An 18,285-nucleotide genomic window follows, 5' to 3' on the forward strand; every position below is an offset into this window, starting at 1 on the left:
ACCATTCATGAAACTCACCGTGGTCGGCGGCGGCTCGACCTACACACCCGAACTCATCGACGGCTTCGCCCGCCTGCGTGACACCCTGCCCGTCGAGGAACTGGTGCTGGTCGACCCGGCGGCGGACCGTCTGGAGCTGGTCGGCGGCCTGGCCCGCCGCATCTTCGCCAAGCAGGGCCACACCGGCCGTATCGTCACCACCGCCGACCTGGACGCGGGCGTCGACGGCGCGGACGCGGTCCTCCTCCAGCTCCGCGTCGGCGGTCAGGCGGCCCGCGAGCAGGACGAGACCTGGCCCCTGGAGTGCGGTTGCGTCGGCCAGGAGACGACGGGCGCGGGCGGCCTGGCCAAGGCGCTGCGCACGGTTCCGGTGGTCCTGGACATCGCCGAACGGGTCCGCCGTACGAACCCGAACGCCTGGATCATCGACTTCACCAACCCGGTCGGCATCGTCACCCGCGCCCTACTCCAGGCCGGCCACAAGGCGGTCGGTCTGTGCAACGTGGCGATCGGTCTCCAGCGGAAGTTCGCGGGACTGCTCGGTGTCACCCCCGCCGACATCCACCTGGACCACGTGGGCCTCAACCACCTCACCTGGGAGACCGCGGTCCGGCTGGGCGGCCCCGAGGGCGCGGACGTCCTGCCCAAGCTGCTGACCGCGCACGGCGACACCATCGCCGCCGACCTGCGCCTGCCCCGCCCCCTCCTGGACCGGCTGGGCGTGGTCCCGTCGTACTACCTGCGCTACTACTACGCGCACGACGAGGTCGTACGGGAACTGCGCACGAAACCGTCGCGGGCGGCCGAAGTGGCCGCGATGGAACGGGAACTGCTGGCGCTGTACGGCGACCCGGCGCTGGACGAGAAGCCGGAGCTGCTCGCCAAGCGGGGCGGCGCCTACTACTCGGAGGCGGCGGTGGACCTCGCGGCCGCGCTGCTGGGCGGGACCGGAAGCCCGTACCAGGTGGTCAACACCTACAACCACGGCACGCTGCCCTTCCTCCCGTCGGACGCGGTGATCGAGGTGCAGGCGGCGGTGGGCCCGCAGGGGACGGCCCCACTGCCGGTCCCGCCGGTGGACCCGCTCTACGCGGGCCTGATGGCGAACGTGACGGCCTACGAGGAGCTGGCCCTGACGGCCGCCCTGCACGGCGGCCGGAACCGCGTCTTCCGAGCCCTTCTCGCCCACCCCCTCATCGGCCAGTACGAGTACGCCGAGACCCTCACCGACCAGCTGATCGCACACAACCGGGAGCACCTCGCGTGGGCCTGACCGCATGCGTCCTCGCCATCGACGCCGGCAACAGCAAGACCGACGTCGCGGTCGTGGCGGCCGACGGACACGTCCTCGCCACGGCCCGCGGCGGCGGGTTCCGGCCGCCCACCGTGGGGGTCGGGGCGGCGGTGGACGCGCTGGCGGAGGCGGTCGGGCGGGCGTACGCGGCGGCGGACGTCACCTCCGTCGCCCACGTCTCCGCCTGCCTGGCCAACGCCGACCTGCCGGTCGAGGAGGAACAGCTGGCCGCCGCGCTGCACGCGCGCGCGTGGGGCACGACCGTGGAGGTCCGCAACGACACCTTCGCCATCCTGCGGGCGGGCGTGGCCGAGCCCCGCGGCGTCGCCGTGGTGTGCGGCGCCGGCATCAACTGCGTCGGCATGCGCCCCGACGGCCGCACCGCCCGCTTCCCGGCGCTCGGCCGCATCTCCGGCGACTGGGGCGGCGGCTGGGGCCTGGCCGAGGAAGCCCTGTGGCACGCCGCCCGCGCGGAGGACGGCCGCGGCGGCCCCACGGCGCTGGCCCGGACGCTGCCCGCGCACTTCGGCCTCGACTCCATGTACGCGCTGATCGAGGCACTGCACCTGGAACACGTCGCACCCGCCCGGCGCCACGAACTGGCCCCCGTCCTCTTCGCCACCGCGGCGCAGGGCGACCCGGTGGCCCGCACCGTCGTCGACCGTCTCGCCGAGGAGGTCGTGGCCATGGCCACGGTCGCCCTGACCCGCCTCGACCTGCTGAACGAGGAGACCCCGGTCCTGCTCGGCGGCGGCGTCCTGGCAGCGGGCCACGCCCAACTGGACGACGGAGTGCGGGACCTGCTCGCGTCCCGGGCCCCGAAGGCGGTACCGCGGGTGGTGACGGCGCCTCCGGTGCTGGGGGCGGCGCTGCTGGGGCTGGATCGGGCGGGGGCGGGGGACGAGGTGCGGGAGAGGGTGCGGGCGCACTACCGGTCCTGAGCCCCGAGTCCTCGGCCGCCGAGCCGCGGGCGGGGAACCGAACAGATTCCCGTGGCGTATTCATGGGCAGGGGGTTGGACGGAACCCGGCGCCCCACCGACGGCTTCCGCTGCGATCCGATCAAGATCCAGCGAAGCCCGGTGCGGATGTCGGTGCCGGCAGCGATACTTGCGTCGACGGATGACCACGGGGGAGGTCAGCAGTGACTCAAGCGCCGAAGAGCAGCGCGGCACCACCGAGTTCGGGCGTGCCCACGATGCCGGGGGTCCCGCCGCAACCGGGTGTCCGCCCCGGCCCGGCCGGCCCACCCGACGCGTCCGCGCCCGCCGCCCCACCCCGCAGGACCGCCTTCGCGGAGGGCGTCGACCGGCTGCGCTCCGCCGCGACCACCGAGCCCGGCCGTCTGCGCATCATCGGCGCGCTCCTCGCCGTCCTCGTCGTCGCGTTCGGCGCCGTCACGGCCTGGCAGACGACCGACCGTGCGGCGGCCGCCGACGACGTGCTCCACAAGAGCCAGCCGCTCACCTCCGCCGCCGCCGACATCTACCGCTCGCTCGCCGACGCCAACACCGCCGCCTCCAGCGGCTTCCTGGCCGGCGGCCAGGAGACGGCCGCGTCCCGCGACCGCTACGAGGCCGACATCGACACGGCCGCCGCCAAGCTCGTCACGGCCGCCAACAACTCCGATCCGGGCTCCCCCGCGGCAGTGACCATAGCCAAGCTCAACAGGCTGCTGCCGGAGTACAAGGGCCTGGTCGAGCGCGCCCGCACCTACAACCGGCAGGGCTTCCCGGTGGGCGGCGCCTACCTGCGGTACGCGAACGAGAAGATGCAGCACGACATGCTGCCGGCGGCGCAGGACCTCTACACCAAGGAGAACCGGCGCCTGAGCGACGACTACGCGCAGGCGACGCCCTACCCCTGGGCGGCGATCGCGCTCGGCGTCCTCGCCCTCGCCGCGCTCGCCTGGGCCCAGCACCGCAACTACCGGCGCACGAACCGGGTGCTGAACCACGGCCTGGTCGCCGCCACGGCCACCGCGACGGTCGTCCTGCTCTGGCTCGTCGTCGGCCACAGCGTGGCCCGCGCCGACCTCAACGACTCCTACGACCACGGCGTCCGCTCGCTGAACGTGCTGCACGACGCCCGCATCGCCTCCCTCAAGGCCCGCGGCAACGAGAACCTCACCCTGGTGGCCCGCGGCGCCGAGACGGTCGAGGTGGGCACCGGGCAGGTCGACGCCTACGACCACGACTTCACCACGGACATGGACGAGCTCGGCAAGGGCCTGGCCGCGGCGGAGAAGCTCGCCGACGACCAGCAGGGTTCCAAGCCGGTCACGTCGGCCGTCGCCAACATGACGGAGTGGAAGAAGCGGCACACCGCCGCCCGCGAACAGGACGAGAACGGCAACTACCAGCAGGCACTCGACCAGGTGATCGGCGGCAAGGGCGCGACCGGCGAGTGCTTCGACAGCGTCGACACGAATCTCGCCAACGCGCTCACCCACGAGCAGGGCGAGTTCCGGCAGGCGGCCGGTGACGGCCTGGACGCGATGACCGGACTGCCGCTGGGCGCCGCCCTCCTCGCCGTGCTGGGCGCGGCGGGCGCGGTGCTCGGCATCGGGCGCAGGCTTTCGGAGTACCGGTGAAAGGGGGCGTGACGATGCATGTGCGACGAGTGCGGGCCGGCCTGAAGGGCTGGGGTGGAGTGGGCGCGATGGCGGTCGTCTGCGCCCTGGCACTGGCCTTCGTGCTGCTGCTGCCGCTGACCCAGTCGCACGGCGACGGCAGTACGGGCCAGGGCGGTCAGGGCCTCGCCACCGGCAGCCAGGCGCGCGCCGGGAACTGCGACGCCCCGGAGAAGCAGACGCTGTCGCCGTCGGGTGCGGACGGCCCCACCATCGAGGCCATCAAGAGCCGCACGGGCGAGAAGCGCAAACTGATCGTCGGTGTCGACCAGAACAGCTACCGCTGGGGTTACCGGGACCCGAACAACCAGGGCTCCGAGCTCGAGGGCTTCGACATCGACCTGGTCCACCGGATCGCCCAGGACATCCTCGGCGACCCGAACGCGGTCCAGTTCAAGGCCATCCCCACCAACGAGCGCATCCCGGCCATCAAGGACGGCCGGGTCGACATGATCGTGCGCACGATGACCATCAACTGCGCCCGGCTGGACGAAGTCGCGTTCTCCGCGCCCTACTTCAAGACCGGCCAGCAGGTCCTGGCGCCCAAGTCGTCGACGATCAAGGGCTACGACAGCACGCTGGCGAAGAAGAAGATCTGCACGGCGAAGGGCTCCACCGCGTACACCAAGCTGGACGAGGACAGGAAGGCGGGCCGGCTCGCCTCCTCCGCCGACATGTCCACCACCGTCCCCAACCAACTCGACTGCCTGGTACGGCTCCAGCTCGGTGAGGTCGACGCGGTGGTCACCGACGGCGCGCTCGCCGCGAGTCAGGCCGCCCAGGACCCCACGGTCGAGCTGAAGGGCGCCGCGTTCACCACCGAGTACTACGGCGTGGCGATGAAGAAGGACGCCGACGATCTGGTACGCCGGGTCAATCAGATCCTGGTGGACTACCGCGGCAACGGCTGGCAGGCCTCGTACGACAAGTGGCTGTCGGCGACACTGGGGAAGAACGCGACGCCGTCGAAGCCGCCGGCACCGCAGTACCTGCGCACGAGCTGACCGGGCCCGGGTGCCGAAGGATCACGAACCGAACAACCGCCAATCCAGCAGCGAGAGGTGATCGATGGGCGTCACGGACCCCGCCGGGCCGGTGATGGACCGGGACGAGGTGGACCGTGCGCTGGCGCGGCTCGGCGCGGAGCACGAGGCGATCGAGACCTCGCTCCTCGCCCTCCAGGACCACGCGGGCCGCAGACTCCTCGAGGGCGCCGCGCTCACGGGCACCACCCGGGAGCGCTGGACGTCCGCGGAGGCGTCGATCACGCTGCTGTGGGCGTACTTCGACGCCTACACGGACGCGCTGCGCTCGGCGCGTGACATCCGCGCCCGCCGCCGCTGGTCCAGCCGCGAGGACCTGGTGGAGCTGACCGAGCTGCTGCGCGGCGAGTCCGTCACGGTCGCCGGCAGCGCGACGGCCACGGCGAACGCGCCGACGCTGTCCGGCTCGGCCCGGCTCAGCCAGAGCTTCTCGCTCGCCACGCTGGTGGAGCGGATGAACGAGCTGTACGCGTCCTCGCTGGACATGGTCGTCGCCGCCGACGCGGTCTGGTCGGCGCTGCCCGCCCGGATCGATTTACTGGCCGCGGAGCTCCAGCGCACCCGCCAGCTCGCGCACTCCGTGGGCGTGCGCCCCGGCGAACATCCGGCGGGCGACGACCTGGAGCGCATCACGCGCACCCTGACGGCCCTGCGCGAGCAGGTGGTGTCCGACCCGCTCGCCCACTGGCTCCCGGCACAGGGCAGTTCGGCACCGGGCGGCGGCAGGCCGGACACGACGGTGTACGACCGTGAGGCCCGCGCGCTGGAGGACGTACGCCGGGAGATCGACGCCGTGCTGACGGTCCGCCAGGACGCCGAGCAGCGGCTGGTCAGGCTGCGCGACGTGCTCTCCCGCGCGGACCGCACGCTCGCCGAGGCACGCACCGCGCGCGGCGAGGTCCTCGCGAAGATCGCCGCCACGGAGGTGCCGGTCGTCAGCGGACCACCGACCGTGCTGCAGGAGCAGCTGGCGACGGCCGCCGAATACCGCAGACACGCCCAGTGGCACCGGCTGTCGCCGCTCCTGGAGTCCCTGGAGCAGCGGGCCGAGGACGAGCTGCTGCGCGCCCGCGAGTCGTTGACCGCGGTCACCGCGCCCCTGGCGGTCCGCGCCGAGCTGCGCGGTCGCCTCGACGCGTACAAGGCGAAGATCGCCCGGCACGGCCTCGCGGAGGATCCGTTCCTGATCGAGCGGTACGACGCGGCGCGCCGCATGCTGTGGAGCGCGCCCTGCGACCTGCGCGTCGCCGAACAGGCCGTGCTGCGCTACCAGCACGCTGCCGTCGAACTGCTCGGCGCCCCGCGCGTGCCGGGGCAGGGCGGACCTCAGGACCGTAGGGGGGAGCAGTAGCCATGAGTCAGGCAGGTCAGGCGTGTCAGCGGCCGGACTGCGACGGGTCGTACGAGGACGTGGGCGGCGGCGAGCTGTACTGCGACACCTGCGGTCTCGCACCGGTCGTCTCCTCGGGAGGCCTGGTCGGCTCCCTGCCCAGCGGTGTCAGCGGGGGCGGCAAGGGTTCGGCGGGCAGCGGCAGTTCCCGCTCCAGCGGGCGCAGCGCCCGCAGTTCGCGTACGTCGTCACAGTCGTCGAAGTCGCGGCGCTCCGTCTCGGGGCGGCTCTCGCGTTCCGTGTCGGGCCGGTCCACGGGCCGTTCGGTCTCGGTACGCAGCTCAGGTTCCAGCGCGCAGGGCTCCGCCCGCAGCCGGCTCGGCGCCGGGCTGGTCACCATCCCGCAGGTGCCGCGGCCCGATCCGCGCGCGATGGTCCTGGAGAACCCGGAGGTGCCGGAGCGCAAGCGGTTCTGCTCGCGCTCCGACTGCGGTGCGCCGGTGGGGCGTTCGCGCGGTGACCGGGTGGGGCGTACGGAGGGCTTCTGCACGAAGTGCGGCCACCCGTACTCGTTCGTCCCGAAGCTGCAGACCGGTGACATCGTGCACGGCCAGTACGAGGTCGTGGGCTGTCTGGCGCACGGCGGGCTCGGCTGGGTCTATCTCGCCGTGGACCGGGCCGTGTCCGACCGGTGGGTCGTCCTCAAGGGTCTGCTGGACACCGGGGACGAGGACGCCCTGGCGGCCGCGGTCGCCGAGCGCCGCTTCCTCGCCGAGATCGAACACTCCAACATTGTGCGGATCTACAACTTCGTGGAGCACCTCGACCAGCGGACGGGTTCGCTGGACGGGTACATCGTCATGGAGTACGTGGGCGGCAAGTCGCTGAAGGAGATCGCCAACGACCGCCGTACGGCTGACGGCAAACGCGACCCGCTGCCGGTGGAACAGGCGTGCGCGTACGGTATCGAGGCCCTGGAGGCCCTCGGACACCTGCACAGCCGCAACCTGCTGTACTGCGACTTCAAGGTCGACAACGCCATCCAGACCGAGGACCAGCTCAAGCTGATCGACATGGGCGCGGTGCGCAGGGTGGACGACGAGGAGTCGGCCATCTACGGCACGGTGGGCTACCAGGCGCCCGAGGTGGCGGAGGTCGGCCCGTCGGTGGCGAGCGACCTGTACACCGTCGGCCGCACGCTCGCCGTCCTCACCTTCGACTTCCAGGGCTACACGAGCGTCTTCGTGGACTCCCTGCCCGACCCCGACAACATCGAGGTCTTCCGCCAGTACGAGTCCTTCTACCGGCTGCTGGTGCGCGCCACCGACCCCGACCCGGCGCGCCGGTTCGCCTCCGCGCAGGAGATGGCGGAGCAGCTGACGGGCGTGCTGCGGGAGGTCGTCTCCCTCCAGACGGGACGGGCGCGGCCCGCGCTGTCGACGCTGTTCGGGCCCGAACTGAAGGTGACGGACACGGAGTTGTTCCCTCGGCTGGACGGGGACGTGTCGCGACTGGGGGCGCGGGTGGTTCCCGTCCGGCGTTCCGCGTCCGCCGCTCAGCCGACCGGCGCGGGAGCCGCTCAGGCCGCTGGTGTGGCCGGACCCGCTCAGATCCCCGGCACCGGCCCCGCTCTCGCGCCCGGCCTCGTCAAGCCCGTCGCCGCCCCCGCCGCCGCGCTCGCCCTGCCCGTCCCCCATGTCGACCCCTCCGACCCCAACGCCGGTTTCCTGGCCGGCCTGATGGCCTCGGCGCCGGCCGAGCTGATCAGCGCGCTGTCGGCCGCGCCTGCCCCGTCCGTCGAGACGCGGCTGCGGCAGATCCGCGCCTGGCTGGAGAACGGCGACTCGGCGACCGCGCTGAACGCCCTGGGAACGCTGGAGGGGGAGCGCCCGGACGACTGGCGTGTGGTCTGGCTCCGGGGCGTGGCCGCGCTGGTGACCGGCGACCACGAGGGCGCCGCGCTCTCCTTCGACGCGATCTACGACGCCTTCCCCGGTGAGCCCGCCCCCAAGCTGGCCCTCGGCCTGTGCGCGGAGGTGCTCGGGCAGCTGGACAACGCGGCCGAGTACTACCGCCTGGTGTGGTCGACCGACCCCAGCTATGTGAGCGCGGCGTTCGGCCTGGCCCGGGTCCAGCTCGCGGCCGGGGACCGTCGTAGCTCCGTACGGACGCTGGAGTCGGTGCCGGAAAGCTCCATTCACTTCATCGCCGCACGGGTGGCAGCCGTCCGCGCGCGGCTGCGGCAGCAGACGGAAGGCCCCTCGGTCGTTCTCTTCCTGGAGGATCTGACCGCCGCCGCGGCGCAGGTCGAGGCGCTGGACGCGTACGGTCTGGATCCGACGCGGCGCGAGCAGTTGTCCACAGAGGTGCTCGGCTGTGCGCTGGACTGGATACTCTCCGGTGGCCGGGCTTCCGCCCCGACCGCCGCCGAGGGGCGGGCGCTGCTCGGCAGCGGCCTGGACGAACGGGGCCTCAGGTTCGGCCTGGAGCGCTCGTACCGCACGCTGGCCCGGCTGGCGACCGGCGGCGAGGAGAGGATCGACCTGGTGGAACGTGCCAATCGTTACCGCCCCCGGACGTGGGTGTAGTTGATGTCGCAGATGCCCCAGCAGGCCGCCTTGTCGCGGTGTCCGAGCTGCGAGGAGCCGCTCGAGTCGGGTGACCGTTTCTGCGGTGCGTGCGGATACGACCTGTCCGCCGTACCGCGGCGTCCGGACGACCATCCGACGCTCACCATGAACGGCTCGGCGCCGCAACCGGCGGTCCCTCCCGTCACACCTCCGGTCACCCCCGCCGTCGCTGCGGTCACCCCGCCGTCCGGCACCCCGGTGTCCCCCGTCACCGGCGTACGGTTCGACCGGCCCGGGGAGCCCGAGGAGTACGCCCTGCAGGCGCCCGACCCGCGCGTGGCCGCCGAGGTCACCGCGGCGGCCGAGGAGGCGAAGGTGTGCGTGGCCTGCCGGGCCGGCCGGGTGGACGGCGACGGCTACTGCGAGGTCTGCGGGCACGCCCAGCCGCGTGAACGCGACCACATGGAGCAGCAGGCGGGCCCGGTCGCGGCCGTCAGCGACCGCGGCCTGCGCCACCACCGCAACGAGGACGCGTTCGCCGTCTGCGAGAGCACGCTGCCCGACGGTTCCCCCGCACTCGTCGCGATCGTCTGCGACGGTGTCTCCTCCGCGACCCGCCCGGACGACGCCTCGCTCGCCGCCTCCCGCGCGGCGAGCGAGTCCCTGCTGACCGCCCTGCCGCGCGGCACGCACCCGCAGCAGGCGATGCACGACGGGATCGTCGCCGCCTCGCACGCGGTCAACGCGCTGGCCCGGGAACCGGAGACGGCCCGCGAGCACGCCCCGCACCAGAACGCGCCCGCCTGCACCCTGGTCGGCGCCGTGGTCACCACCGGCCTGCTGGTCGTCGGCTGGGTCGGCGACAGCCGTGTGTACTGGGTGCCGGACGACCGCAGTTCGCCCCCGGCCCGGCTCACCGAGGACGACTCGTGGGCCGCGCAGATGGTCGCCGCGGGCCTGATGAGCGAGGCGGAGGCCTACGCCGACGAGCGCGCCCACGCCATCACCGGCTGGCTCGGCGCCGACGCCTACGAACTGGAGGCGCACACCGCTTCCTTCAAGCCCGACCGGCCGGGTGTAGTGGTGGTGTGCACGGACGGCCTGTGGAACTACGCGGAGGCGGCCGAGGAGATGGCCGAGGCGCTCCCCCTCGACGCCGCCGTGCGTCCGCTGCACAGCGCCCGGGTCCTGGTCGGCCACGCCCTGGACGGTGGGGGCCACGACAACGTAACAGTGGCCGTGCTGCCGTTCCCGGCCCCGCCGTTGGGGGCAGGATCGGCCTGAGGCCGCAAACGGGGAAGAACACCCCGAAGCACCGACGGGCCGGAGGGGACCGGCCCGTACCCAGTCATCACCCCACAGCCGTGGGGTTTCGAGGGGGATTTGAGTAGGCATGGCCAATTTTTCGAAATCGAACGTGCCGCAGTTCTCGATGGACGTCTACCAGAACGAGTACCTGCCGGAGGGTGGCCGCGAGGTCAACGCGATCGTCACGGTGACCGCGACCGGCGGCGGCACGGTCGGAAGCGCCGTCGCTGCGCCGCACCTGTACACGCCGGGGCAGGGCCCGTCCGCGGGCGTGGCGATCATGGTCGACTGTTCGGGTTCGATGGACTACCCGCCGACGAAGATGCGCAACGCCCGCGACGCCACGGCCGCCGCGATCGACACCCTGCGCGACGGCGTGCACTTCGCGGTGATCGGCGGCACGCACGTGGCCAAGGAGGTCTACCCGGGCGGGGGCCGCCTCGCGGTGGCCGACGCCACCACCCGAGACCAGGCCAAGCAGGCGCTGCGCAAGCTGAGCGCCGGCGGCGGTACGGCGATCGGCACCTGGCTGCGTCTCGCCGAACGCCTGCTGTCCTCGGCCGATGTCGCGATACGCCACGGCATTCTGCTCACCGACGGCCGCAACGAGCACGAGTCGGCGCAGGACCTCAAGGCGTCCCTGGACCACTGCGCCGGACGCTTCACCTGTGACGCCCGCGGCGTCGGCACCGACTGGGAAGTGAAAGAAGTCACAGGGATCGCCTCCGCCCTGCTCGGCACCGCCGACATCGTCGCCGACCCGGCCGGGCTCGCCGCCGACTTCACGCAGATGATGGAGACGGCCATGGGCAAGGAGGTCGCCGACGTCGCGCTGCGGCTGTGGACCCCGGTCGGCACGTCCATCAAGTACGTCAAGCAGGTCGCACCCACCGTCGAGGAGCTGACCGACCGCAGGACCGAGGCCGGGCCGCGCGCCGGGGACTATCCCACCGGGTCCTGGGGCGACGAGTCCCGCGACTACCACGTCTGCGTCGAGGTACCGTCCGCGAACATCGGCCAGGAGATGCTCGCCGCCCGGGTGTCCCTGGTGATCCCGCAGCCTGGGGGAGGCAGCGTCCAGAACCTGGGCACGCAGGGTCTCGTACGGGCCGTGTGGACCGACGACATGACGGCGTCGACCTCGATCAATCCGCAGGTCGCGCACTACACGGGCCAGGCCGAACTGGCCCAGGCCATCCAGCAGGGCCTCGATCTTCGCAAAGCGGGCGATTTCGATGGAGCAACGGCCAAACTGGGCCGGGCCGTTCAGCTCGCCAGCGCCTCCGGGAACGCCGATACTGCGAAACTCCTTGCGAAGGTGGTGGACGTGGTCGACGCGACGACAGGTACTGTGCGATTGAAGGCGAAGGTCGCGGAGGCCGACGAGATGACTCTCGAGACACGGTCCACAAAGACTGTTCGTGTAAAGAAGTGACCTAGCAGAACACTGAAGACAGCGAGCCCGCCCCCTTGGGGTTGGAGAAAAATCCGGTCAGAGTGGCCGGAGAAGGAAAGGGGGAAGCGCCGACATGCCGACCTGCCCGAACGGACACCAGTCGGGTTCCGACGACTGGTGCGAGGTCTGCGGTCACCGCATGGCCGGTGCCGTACCTCCGCCCCCTCCACCGCCCCCGCCCGGCGGCGGCTACGGCTTCCCGCCCCCGCCGCCCGGTTCCGGCGGCCAGCCCGGCCCCGGCGGTCGCCACCTGTCCGCCGTGCCGAACGCCGAACCTGAGCTCTGCCCGCAGTGCCGTACGCCCCGCGAGGGCGGCGCGCCGTTCTGCGAGGAGTGCCGGTGGAACTTCCTGACCAACACGGCGACCTCCTACACCCCGGCCGCCCCGCGCCCGCCGGCGCCCGGCCCGGCCGTGCGCTTCCAGCAGCCGCCCGGTCCGCCCGGAGGCCCCGGTGCGCCTGGGGCTCCTGGTGCTCCTGGTGCTCCTGGGCCGTCCTTCGGCGGCGGTGACTCGTTCGACTACCAGAGCTCCCGCCCATCGCAGGTGAACCGGCCCGCCGAGCCGATCCCGCCGTTCGGCGCGGACCCGTCGGAGCGGTCCGGGCCGACGCCAGGGCAGCCCGGTTCCCAGGGCGCGCCGGGTGCGCCGGGTTCGTCGGGCTTCCCCGGCCCTTCCGGTCAGCCCGGGCCGGCCGGCCCGCCCGCATTCGGTGCGGACCCGTCGCGGCCGGTCCCGCCGCCGCCCGGACCTACGCCGACCGCCGGTCCGGGACCCGGTCCCGGTTCCGGCCCCGGGGGTCCTGGTTTCGGAAGCCCTGGAGGTCCCGGGGGTCCTGGGCGTCCTGGGGGTCCTGCGGGTCCTGGTTCGACCAGTGGTGCTCCGCAGGCGTTCCAGCAGTCCGGGCCGCAGGCCCCGCCGATGTTCCCGCAGGAGACGGGCCGCCCTCAGCCGGGTGGCCCGCAGCAGGGCGGCTCGCCCTTCGGCGGCGGTGACGACGACTGGGTGATCTCCCCGCCGTCGAGCCCCGCTCCGGGCGGTCCCGGTACTCCGGGCGGTCCCGGTGCGCCCGGTGGTGGTTACGGCTACCCGCAGCCCGGTTCGACGCAGGCCCCGCCGCCCGGCCCCGCCTTCCCGCAGCAGCCGGCGACGTGGACGGCGACCATCGGCCCGGACCGCGCGTACTTCATGGCGATGATGCAGCGCTCCGGCCCCGAGGCCGCGGGCCTGAACCTGCCCGCGTACTCGCCCGAGCAGCAGCGCACGCTCACCGGCAACCAGATCACCATCGGCCGTCGTCGCCACTCCACCGGCGAGACCCCCGACGTCGACCTGTCGGTGCCGCCGGAGGACCCGGGCGTCTCGCACCAGCACGCGGTGCTGGTGCAGCAACCGGACGGCAGTTGGGCGGTCGTCGACCAGAACTCGACGAACGGCACGACGGTCAACGGCTCCGAGGAGCCCATCCAGCCCTTCGTACCGGTGCCGTTGCAGGACGGAGACAAGGTGCACGTGGGCGCCTGGACGACGATCACGATCCGGCGAGGCTGAGCGGCCGGCCGGCCGGCCGATGAGTCGGCCGGCCGGTCAGTCGGTCAGTCGGGGAGGGCCCAGACGTAAGGCCCCTCCGGGTCGTCCAGCCATGCCCACTCGTGCTCTCCGCCGACCGTGAGGCCGTACCGCTCGCGCTGTGGCATGCCCTCGCGCTCCCACAGCGCGTACGCCTCCTGCGGATCGAGGCTGCCGCGGGTCAGGGCCAGCAGGAACCGGAACAGTTCGTGGTCCCGGGCCCGGCGCGGCACCCCGCCCAGCGACGCCGGCTCCGGCTCCGGCCGGCCCTCGCCGCGCAGGGGCACGAAGTAGGCGGGTGTGTGCAGGAAGTGGCCCTCGGCGTGCCCGGCGTCCCGTACCGTCAACGCGATCAGGCCGGTGGCCAGCGGCGCCAGGATCCGGCCGCCCGGGCGGCACTGGGTGAGCCAGGCGCGCGGGACCGAGGTCAGCGTGCAGGTGGCGATGATCCGGTCGAACGGGGCGCGTTCGGGAACTCCGCGTGCGCCGTCGCCGGTGACGACGGCGGGACGGTACCCGGCGGCCGTGAGGTGCTGGCGGGCCGCCTCGGTGATCTCGGGGTACAGGTCGACCGTGGTGACCAGGTCGTCGCCGAGGCGGTACGACAGCAGTGCCGCGTTGTAGCCGGTGCCGGCGCCGATCTCCAGTACGCGGTTGCCCTCCGCCACCCGCAGCTCGGCCAGCATCATCGCCATGAGGGACGGCTGGCTGCTGGAGGAGACCAGCTCCCCGTCGCGCAGCCGGGTGGCGAGCGGGGCGTCGGCGTAGGCGCCGCGCAGCCAGCGCTCACGGGCGCGCGGGTCGGGGCTCTCGCCCCAGCAGCGTTCGTACCCGCCCAGGACACCGATGTAGTAGTACGGCACGAAGAGGTGACGCGGGATTGCCGCGAACGCCTCCTTCCACGCCGGATCCGAGTCGAAGGCCCCGCTCGTCTCGATCTCGCGCACCAGCGCCGCCCGCGCCGAGGCGGCGAGGTCGCCCAGGTCGTCCAGGTCCTTGTCGAGCGTGTGGGTGCTCATGGGTCCACTGTCCTGCGGGAAACGGCGCGAGGCGAATGACGGGGCCGAGTGGCGGAGCCGAACGATCCGGAATCCCTCCTCAGAAGTGAGGTCCTAAGCCTTGAGTCCTCCGTCACCCCGTCTGAGACCATGGGGTACGTGAAAGAGATTCGGCGCGGCACGCTTCAGGAGCAGACCTTCTACGAGCAGGTCGGCGGGGAGGAGACCTTCCGCCGGCTCGTCCACCGTTTCTACGAGGGAGTCGCCGAGGACCCGATCCTGCGGCCCATGTACCCGGAAGAGGACCTGGGGCCGGCCGAGGAGCGCCTCACGCTGTTCCTGATCCAGTACTGGGGCGGGCCCACGACCTACAGCGACAACCGTGGCCACCCCCGTCTGCGCATGCGTCACGCCCCCTTCACCGTCGACCGGGCCGCGCACGACGCGTGGCTGAAGCACATGCGGGACGCCGTCGACGACCTCGGCCTGTCCGAGGAGCACGAGACGACGCTGTGGAACTACCTGACGTACGCGGCGGCCTCGATGGTGAACACGCCTGAGTGACCCGCCCTTGCTGACGTGCGGTGAGTGACGTGCGGATTCCGGTCGTACGACACCGGAATCCGGTCACAATCCGGTCAAGCTCGGTCCACAGACGCTTACCCGCTGCCCGGCCCCTCTGACAACATCGCCCGGGGATCCGGACGACGGCGGGGGGCCGAGTGACGGGGTGGGCAGGGCAGGCACGGTTCGTGTTCCTGCGGGCGCGCACGCATCGCCCGCTCCTCGCCGCCGCGCTGCTGACCGTCCTGCTGACCACGGCCGTCCTGGCCACGCTGACCGCTTACGCGGGCGCGATCGGTGACGCGGCCCTGCGGCACTCCCTGACGCAGACCCGCAACGCCGGCGACACCGCGCTGATCGTCAAGGCCGACGTACCCGTCGGCGGCCGCGCGGCCGCCGACAGCGCCGTACGCGACGGGGCACATGAGACGTTCGACGGGCTGCCGGTGACCGTGCGGAGCCTGCTGCGGTCCGGCCCGTACGCGCTGCCGCGCTCCCTGCAACCGGCGGCCGAGCGGTCCGGGGACCCCGACCTCACGCACTTCGCCGCCCTGGACGGCACCCAGGTGCGGATCGTCGCCGGGCGGCAGCCCCGGCAGGACCATCAGGCCTCGGCGGAGGTCGAGGTGGCCCTGCCCCAGTCCGCCGCCCGGCTCCTCGGCCTGGCACCCGGCGCCCGCCTCACCCTCGCCGACCGGCTCGGGGGTCCGGCGGTGCGGGTGCGGATCACCGGCGTGTACCGGCCCGTCGACGCCGCCGCCCCGTACTGGCGGCTGGACGACCTCGGCGGCCGCGGCGTCAAGCAGTCCGGCTTCACGACCTACGGCCCCCTGCTCGCCCCGCCCGGCGTCCTGACCGCCGGGAAAGTGAGCGCCGGTCAGTCGGGCTGGCTGGCGTCGGCCGACTTCACCACGCTCACCACCGGGCGGATCGACGCCCTGCGCGAGGCCGCTCGCACCGGAAGCGCGGCGCTGCGCAGACAGCCGGCCCTGAGCGGCACGACAGCCGCGAACACCTCCCTCCCCGACGTCCTCGACCGCGTCGAACGCTCCTTGCTCGTCGCCCGTTCCACACTCCTGATCGTCGCCCTCCAGCTCACCCTGCTCGCGGCCTGCGCCCTGCTGCTGGTGGCCCGCCTGCTGAGCGCCGAACGCGCGGGCGAGACCCGGGTCTTGCGGGCGCGCGGCGCCTCCCGGGCGCGGATCGCGGGCCTCGCCGCGCTGGAGGCGATGCTGATCGCGGTGCCCTCGGTGATCTGCGCGCCGCTCCTCGCGGGGCCGCTGACCCGGCTGCTCGCCGGGCAGGGAGCGTTGGCCCGGATCGGGCTGCGGCCCGACGTGCCGGCCGGCGGGGGCGTCGGGGTGTGGCTGGTGGCGGCGGGCGTGGCCCTGCTGTGCGCGCTGGCGGTGACGGTGCCGGCGCTGCGGGCGTCCTTCGAGGGCGCGTTCCTGAAGCGGGCCGGCGCGCTGCCCGCCCCCCTGCGCGCCGGCGCGGATCTCGGTCTGCTCGCGGTCGCCGGGGTCGCCTACTGGCAGGTGGCCAGCCGGAACTCCGGCGTCGTCAGCGGCGACAGCGCCGGGACCCTCGGCATCGACCCGCTGCTCGTCGCCGCGCCCGCACTGGCCCTGCTCGCCGGGACGGTGCTGACGCTGCGGCTGCTGCCGCCGGTGGCGCGGCTCGCCGAGCGCCGGGCGGCCGGCGGCCGGGGGCTGACCTCGGCGCTGGCCGGGTGGCAGTTCAGCCGGCGTCCGATGCGCGGTGCGGGCCCGGTGCTGCTGCTGGTCCTCGCCGTCGCCCTCGGCATGCTGGCGATCGGTCAGGGCGCCTCCTGGCACCGCTCGCAGGACGACCAGGCGGACTTCAGGGCCGGGGCGGCGGTGCGCGTCCTCGCCGCCGGAGAGGGCGGGTTGGGCCGTACCGACACGTACGCGGCCGTCCCCCACGTCGTGTCGGCCGCCCCCGCCGTCCGTACGACGCTGTCCCTGTCCGGCAGCCGCACGGCGACCGTACTGGCGCTGGACACGGCGCACGCGGCCGACGCGGTGCTGATCCGCCGGGACCTGGCGTCCGGGCACCCGCTGGCCGGACTCGCCCCGAGGCAGACGTCGGCGGGGGCGGCGGTACCCGCGGGCACCGCCCGACTGCGCCTGACCGCGACCCTGCACAGCTCGGGCCCGGGGATGTCGGCGGACATGACGCTCACCCTCGAGGACCGCTACGGCACCCCGTACCAGATCCCGTCCGGCCGACTCCCCGCCGACGGCCGCCCGCACACCCTGACCCCGGACCTGGCCGGCGCCGGGGGCCCGCTGACGCTGACGGGACTGCAACTGATCATGGACCAGCCGATCGGGCGCGCTCAGCAACACCGCCTCAGCCTGGGCGAGTTGACCGCCACGGACAGCGACGGGACGGTACGGCGGCTGCCGCTGCCCACCGCCTGGACGGCCGACTACAGCGGCGACGCAGCGGCGTCCGAGCCCGACGGCGACAACAACCCGACGCGCCCCCGCGTCACCTCCTCCGCACCGCCCGCCGTCGAGTACGGCACGGGCTACATCCCCGGCGAATACACCTGGGTCGTCTCGGCGTTGACGGTCCGTCTCCAGGTCGCGCAGCCCGCGGTGGACGAGGTCACGGCGGTCGCGACCGACCGCTTCCTCTCCTCGGCGGGCGCGCGCACCGGGCAGCGCGTGGACGTGCCGTTCGGCGGCCGGACCGTGCCGGTACGGATCGTGCGCTCCGTACGAGAACTGCCCACCACCGTCGACTCGTCGGGCTCCTCGGACACCGGCGGGGCCCTGCTGGTCGATCTGCGGTCCGTGAACCGGCAGCTGGAGGCGCTCTACGGCACGAGCGTGCCGCCCACCGAGTGGTGGCTGCGGACGGCGGCTCAGGACGACGCGGCCGGGGTGGCGGCAGCCCTGCGCGCCCGGCCGGACGTGGAGCCCGCGCAGGTGGTGGTGCGGGACGAGATCGCCGAGGAGCTGCGCGACGACCCGTTCGGGGCGGGCCCCGAGGCCGCGTTCACCGCGGCGGCCGGGGTGGCGGCGGCGCTGGCCGCGGTCGGCTTCGCGGTGAGCGCCGCCGGGTCCCTGCGGGAGCGGGACGCCGAGTTCGCGGTCCTGCGCGCGCTGGGCGCCCCGCGCCGTCGGCTGGCCCGCATGATCGCCGTCGAGCACGGCGTCCTGGTGGCGCTGGCCCTCGTGGTGGGCGCGGCCCTGGGCACCGTACTGACCCGGGCGGTGATCCCCCTCGTCGTACTGACCGGCCAGGCCACCCGCCCGGTGCCGCCGGTCCTGGTCGATCTGCCGCTCACCCGTGTGGCCGTCCTGCTGGCGGCCGTGGCCGTCACCCCGCTGCTGGTCACGGCCGTGCTGGCGATGCGACGGACGGATCCGGTGGTGACGCTCAGGGATCAGGGGGGTGAGTGAGGTGGTCTCCAGAACGGTCCGATGGCTGCGCGCCCGGCCGCGGCTCCCCTTCCGCGTCGGCCGTGCCGGACGTTCACCCGTCGCCCCGTG

General features: G+C 73.4%; 12 protein-coding genes. 11 read left to right on the forward strand and 1 reads right to left on the reverse strand.

Annotation, left to right across the window (positions count from 1 at the left end; genetic code table 11):
• The first annotated feature begins 7 nt into the window (after positions 1-7).
• From ACFY16_RS01825 to ACFY16_RS01865, 9 genes are all read left to right on the forward strand, one after another.
• Positions 8-1,273: a 6-phospho-beta-glucosidase gene (locus tag ACFY16_RS01825; protein ID WP_390645093.1), complete on the forward strand. Its 1,266-nt coding sequence runs from the start codon at positions 8-10 to the stop codon at positions 1,271-1,273.
• A complete protein-coding gene (locus tag ACFY16_RS01830) occupies positions 1,264-2,235 on the forward strand; it encodes an N-acetylglucosamine kinase (RefSeq protein ID WP_390645094.1) in 972 nt (323 codons plus the stop codon). The genes ACFY16_RS01825 and ACFY16_RS01830 overlap by 10 nt, the downstream gene beginning before the upstream one ends.
• Positions 2,236-2,491: 256 nt before the next feature.
• Positions 2,492-3,886, forward strand: a complete 1,395-nt coding sequence (locus ACFY16_RS01835) for a hypothetical protein (protein ID WP_390646072.1) — start codon at positions 2,492-2,494, stop codon at positions 3,884-3,886.
• 14 nt (positions 3,887-3,900) lie between these two features.
• A complete protein-coding gene (locus ACFY16_RS01840) occupies positions 3,901-4,929 on the forward strand; it encodes a glutamate ABC transporter substrate-binding protein (RefSeq protein ID WP_390645095.1) in 1,029 nt (342 codons plus the stop codon).
• A 64-nt stretch (positions 4,930-4,993) separates the two neighbouring features.
• Entirely contained in the window at positions 4,994-6,319 is a 1,326-nt protein-coding gene (locus tag ACFY16_RS01845) for a hypothetical protein (RefSeq protein WP_390645096.1), read from the forward strand.
• A 2-nt stretch (positions 6,320-6,321) separates the two neighbouring features.
• Positions 6,322-8,886 carry a tetratricopeptide repeat protein gene (locus ACFY16_RS01850; protein WP_390645097.1) on the forward strand — a complete coding sequence of 855 codons (2,565 nt, stop codon included), beginning with the start codon at positions 6,322-6,324 and terminating at the stop codon, positions 8,884-8,886.
• A complete protein-coding gene (locus ACFY16_RS01855) occupies positions 8,887-10,152 on the forward strand; it encodes a PP2C family serine/threonine-protein phosphatase (protein ID WP_390645098.1) in 1,266 nt (421 codons plus the stop codon).
• A gap of 109 nt (positions 10,153-10,261) precedes the next feature.
• Positions 10,262-11,611, forward strand: coding sequence for a VWA domain-containing protein (locus ACFY16_RS01860; RefSeq protein WP_390645099.1), 1,350 nt, complete (start codon positions 10,262-10,264; stop codon positions 11,609-11,611).
• A gap of 94 nt (positions 11,612-11,705) precedes the next feature.
• Positions 11,706-13,181, forward strand: coding sequence for an FHA domain-containing protein (locus tag ACFY16_RS01865; RefSeq protein ID WP_390645100.1), 1,476 nt, complete (start codon positions 11,706-11,708; stop codon positions 13,179-13,181).
• A 44-nt stretch (positions 13,182-13,225) separates the two neighbouring features.
• On the opposite strand, the gene ACFY16_RS01870 is transcribed toward ACFY16_RS01865, so the two are convergent.
• Positions 13,226-14,218, reverse strand: coding sequence for a methyltransferase domain-containing protein (locus tag ACFY16_RS01870; RefSeq protein WP_390645101.1), 993 nt, complete (start codon positions 14,216-14,218; stop codon positions 13,226-13,228).
• A 129-nt stretch (positions 14,219-14,347) separates the two neighbouring features.
• Between ACFY16_RS01870 and ACFY16_RS01875 the strand changes: the two genes are divergently transcribed.
• Both ACFY16_RS01875 and ACFY16_RS01880 read left to right on the forward strand, forming a co-directional pair.
• Complete coding sequence (locus ACFY16_RS01875) at positions 14,348-14,761, forward strand: globin (protein ID WP_355496269.1); 414 nt, start codon at positions 14,348-14,350, stop codon at positions 14,759-14,761.
• 158 nt (positions 14,762-14,919) lie between these two features.
• Complete coding sequence (locus tag ACFY16_RS01880; RefSeq protein ID WP_390645102.1) at positions 14,920-18,195, forward strand: FtsX-like permease family protein; 3,276 nt, start codon at positions 14,920-14,922, stop codon at positions 18,193-18,195.
• Positions 18,196-18,285 lie beyond the last annotated feature (90 nt).

It is taken from the genome of Streptomyces sp. NPDC001315 (genome assembly GCF_042896175.1).
Lineage (GTDB): Bacteria > Actinomycetota > Actinomycetes > Streptomycetales > Streptomycetaceae > Streptomyces.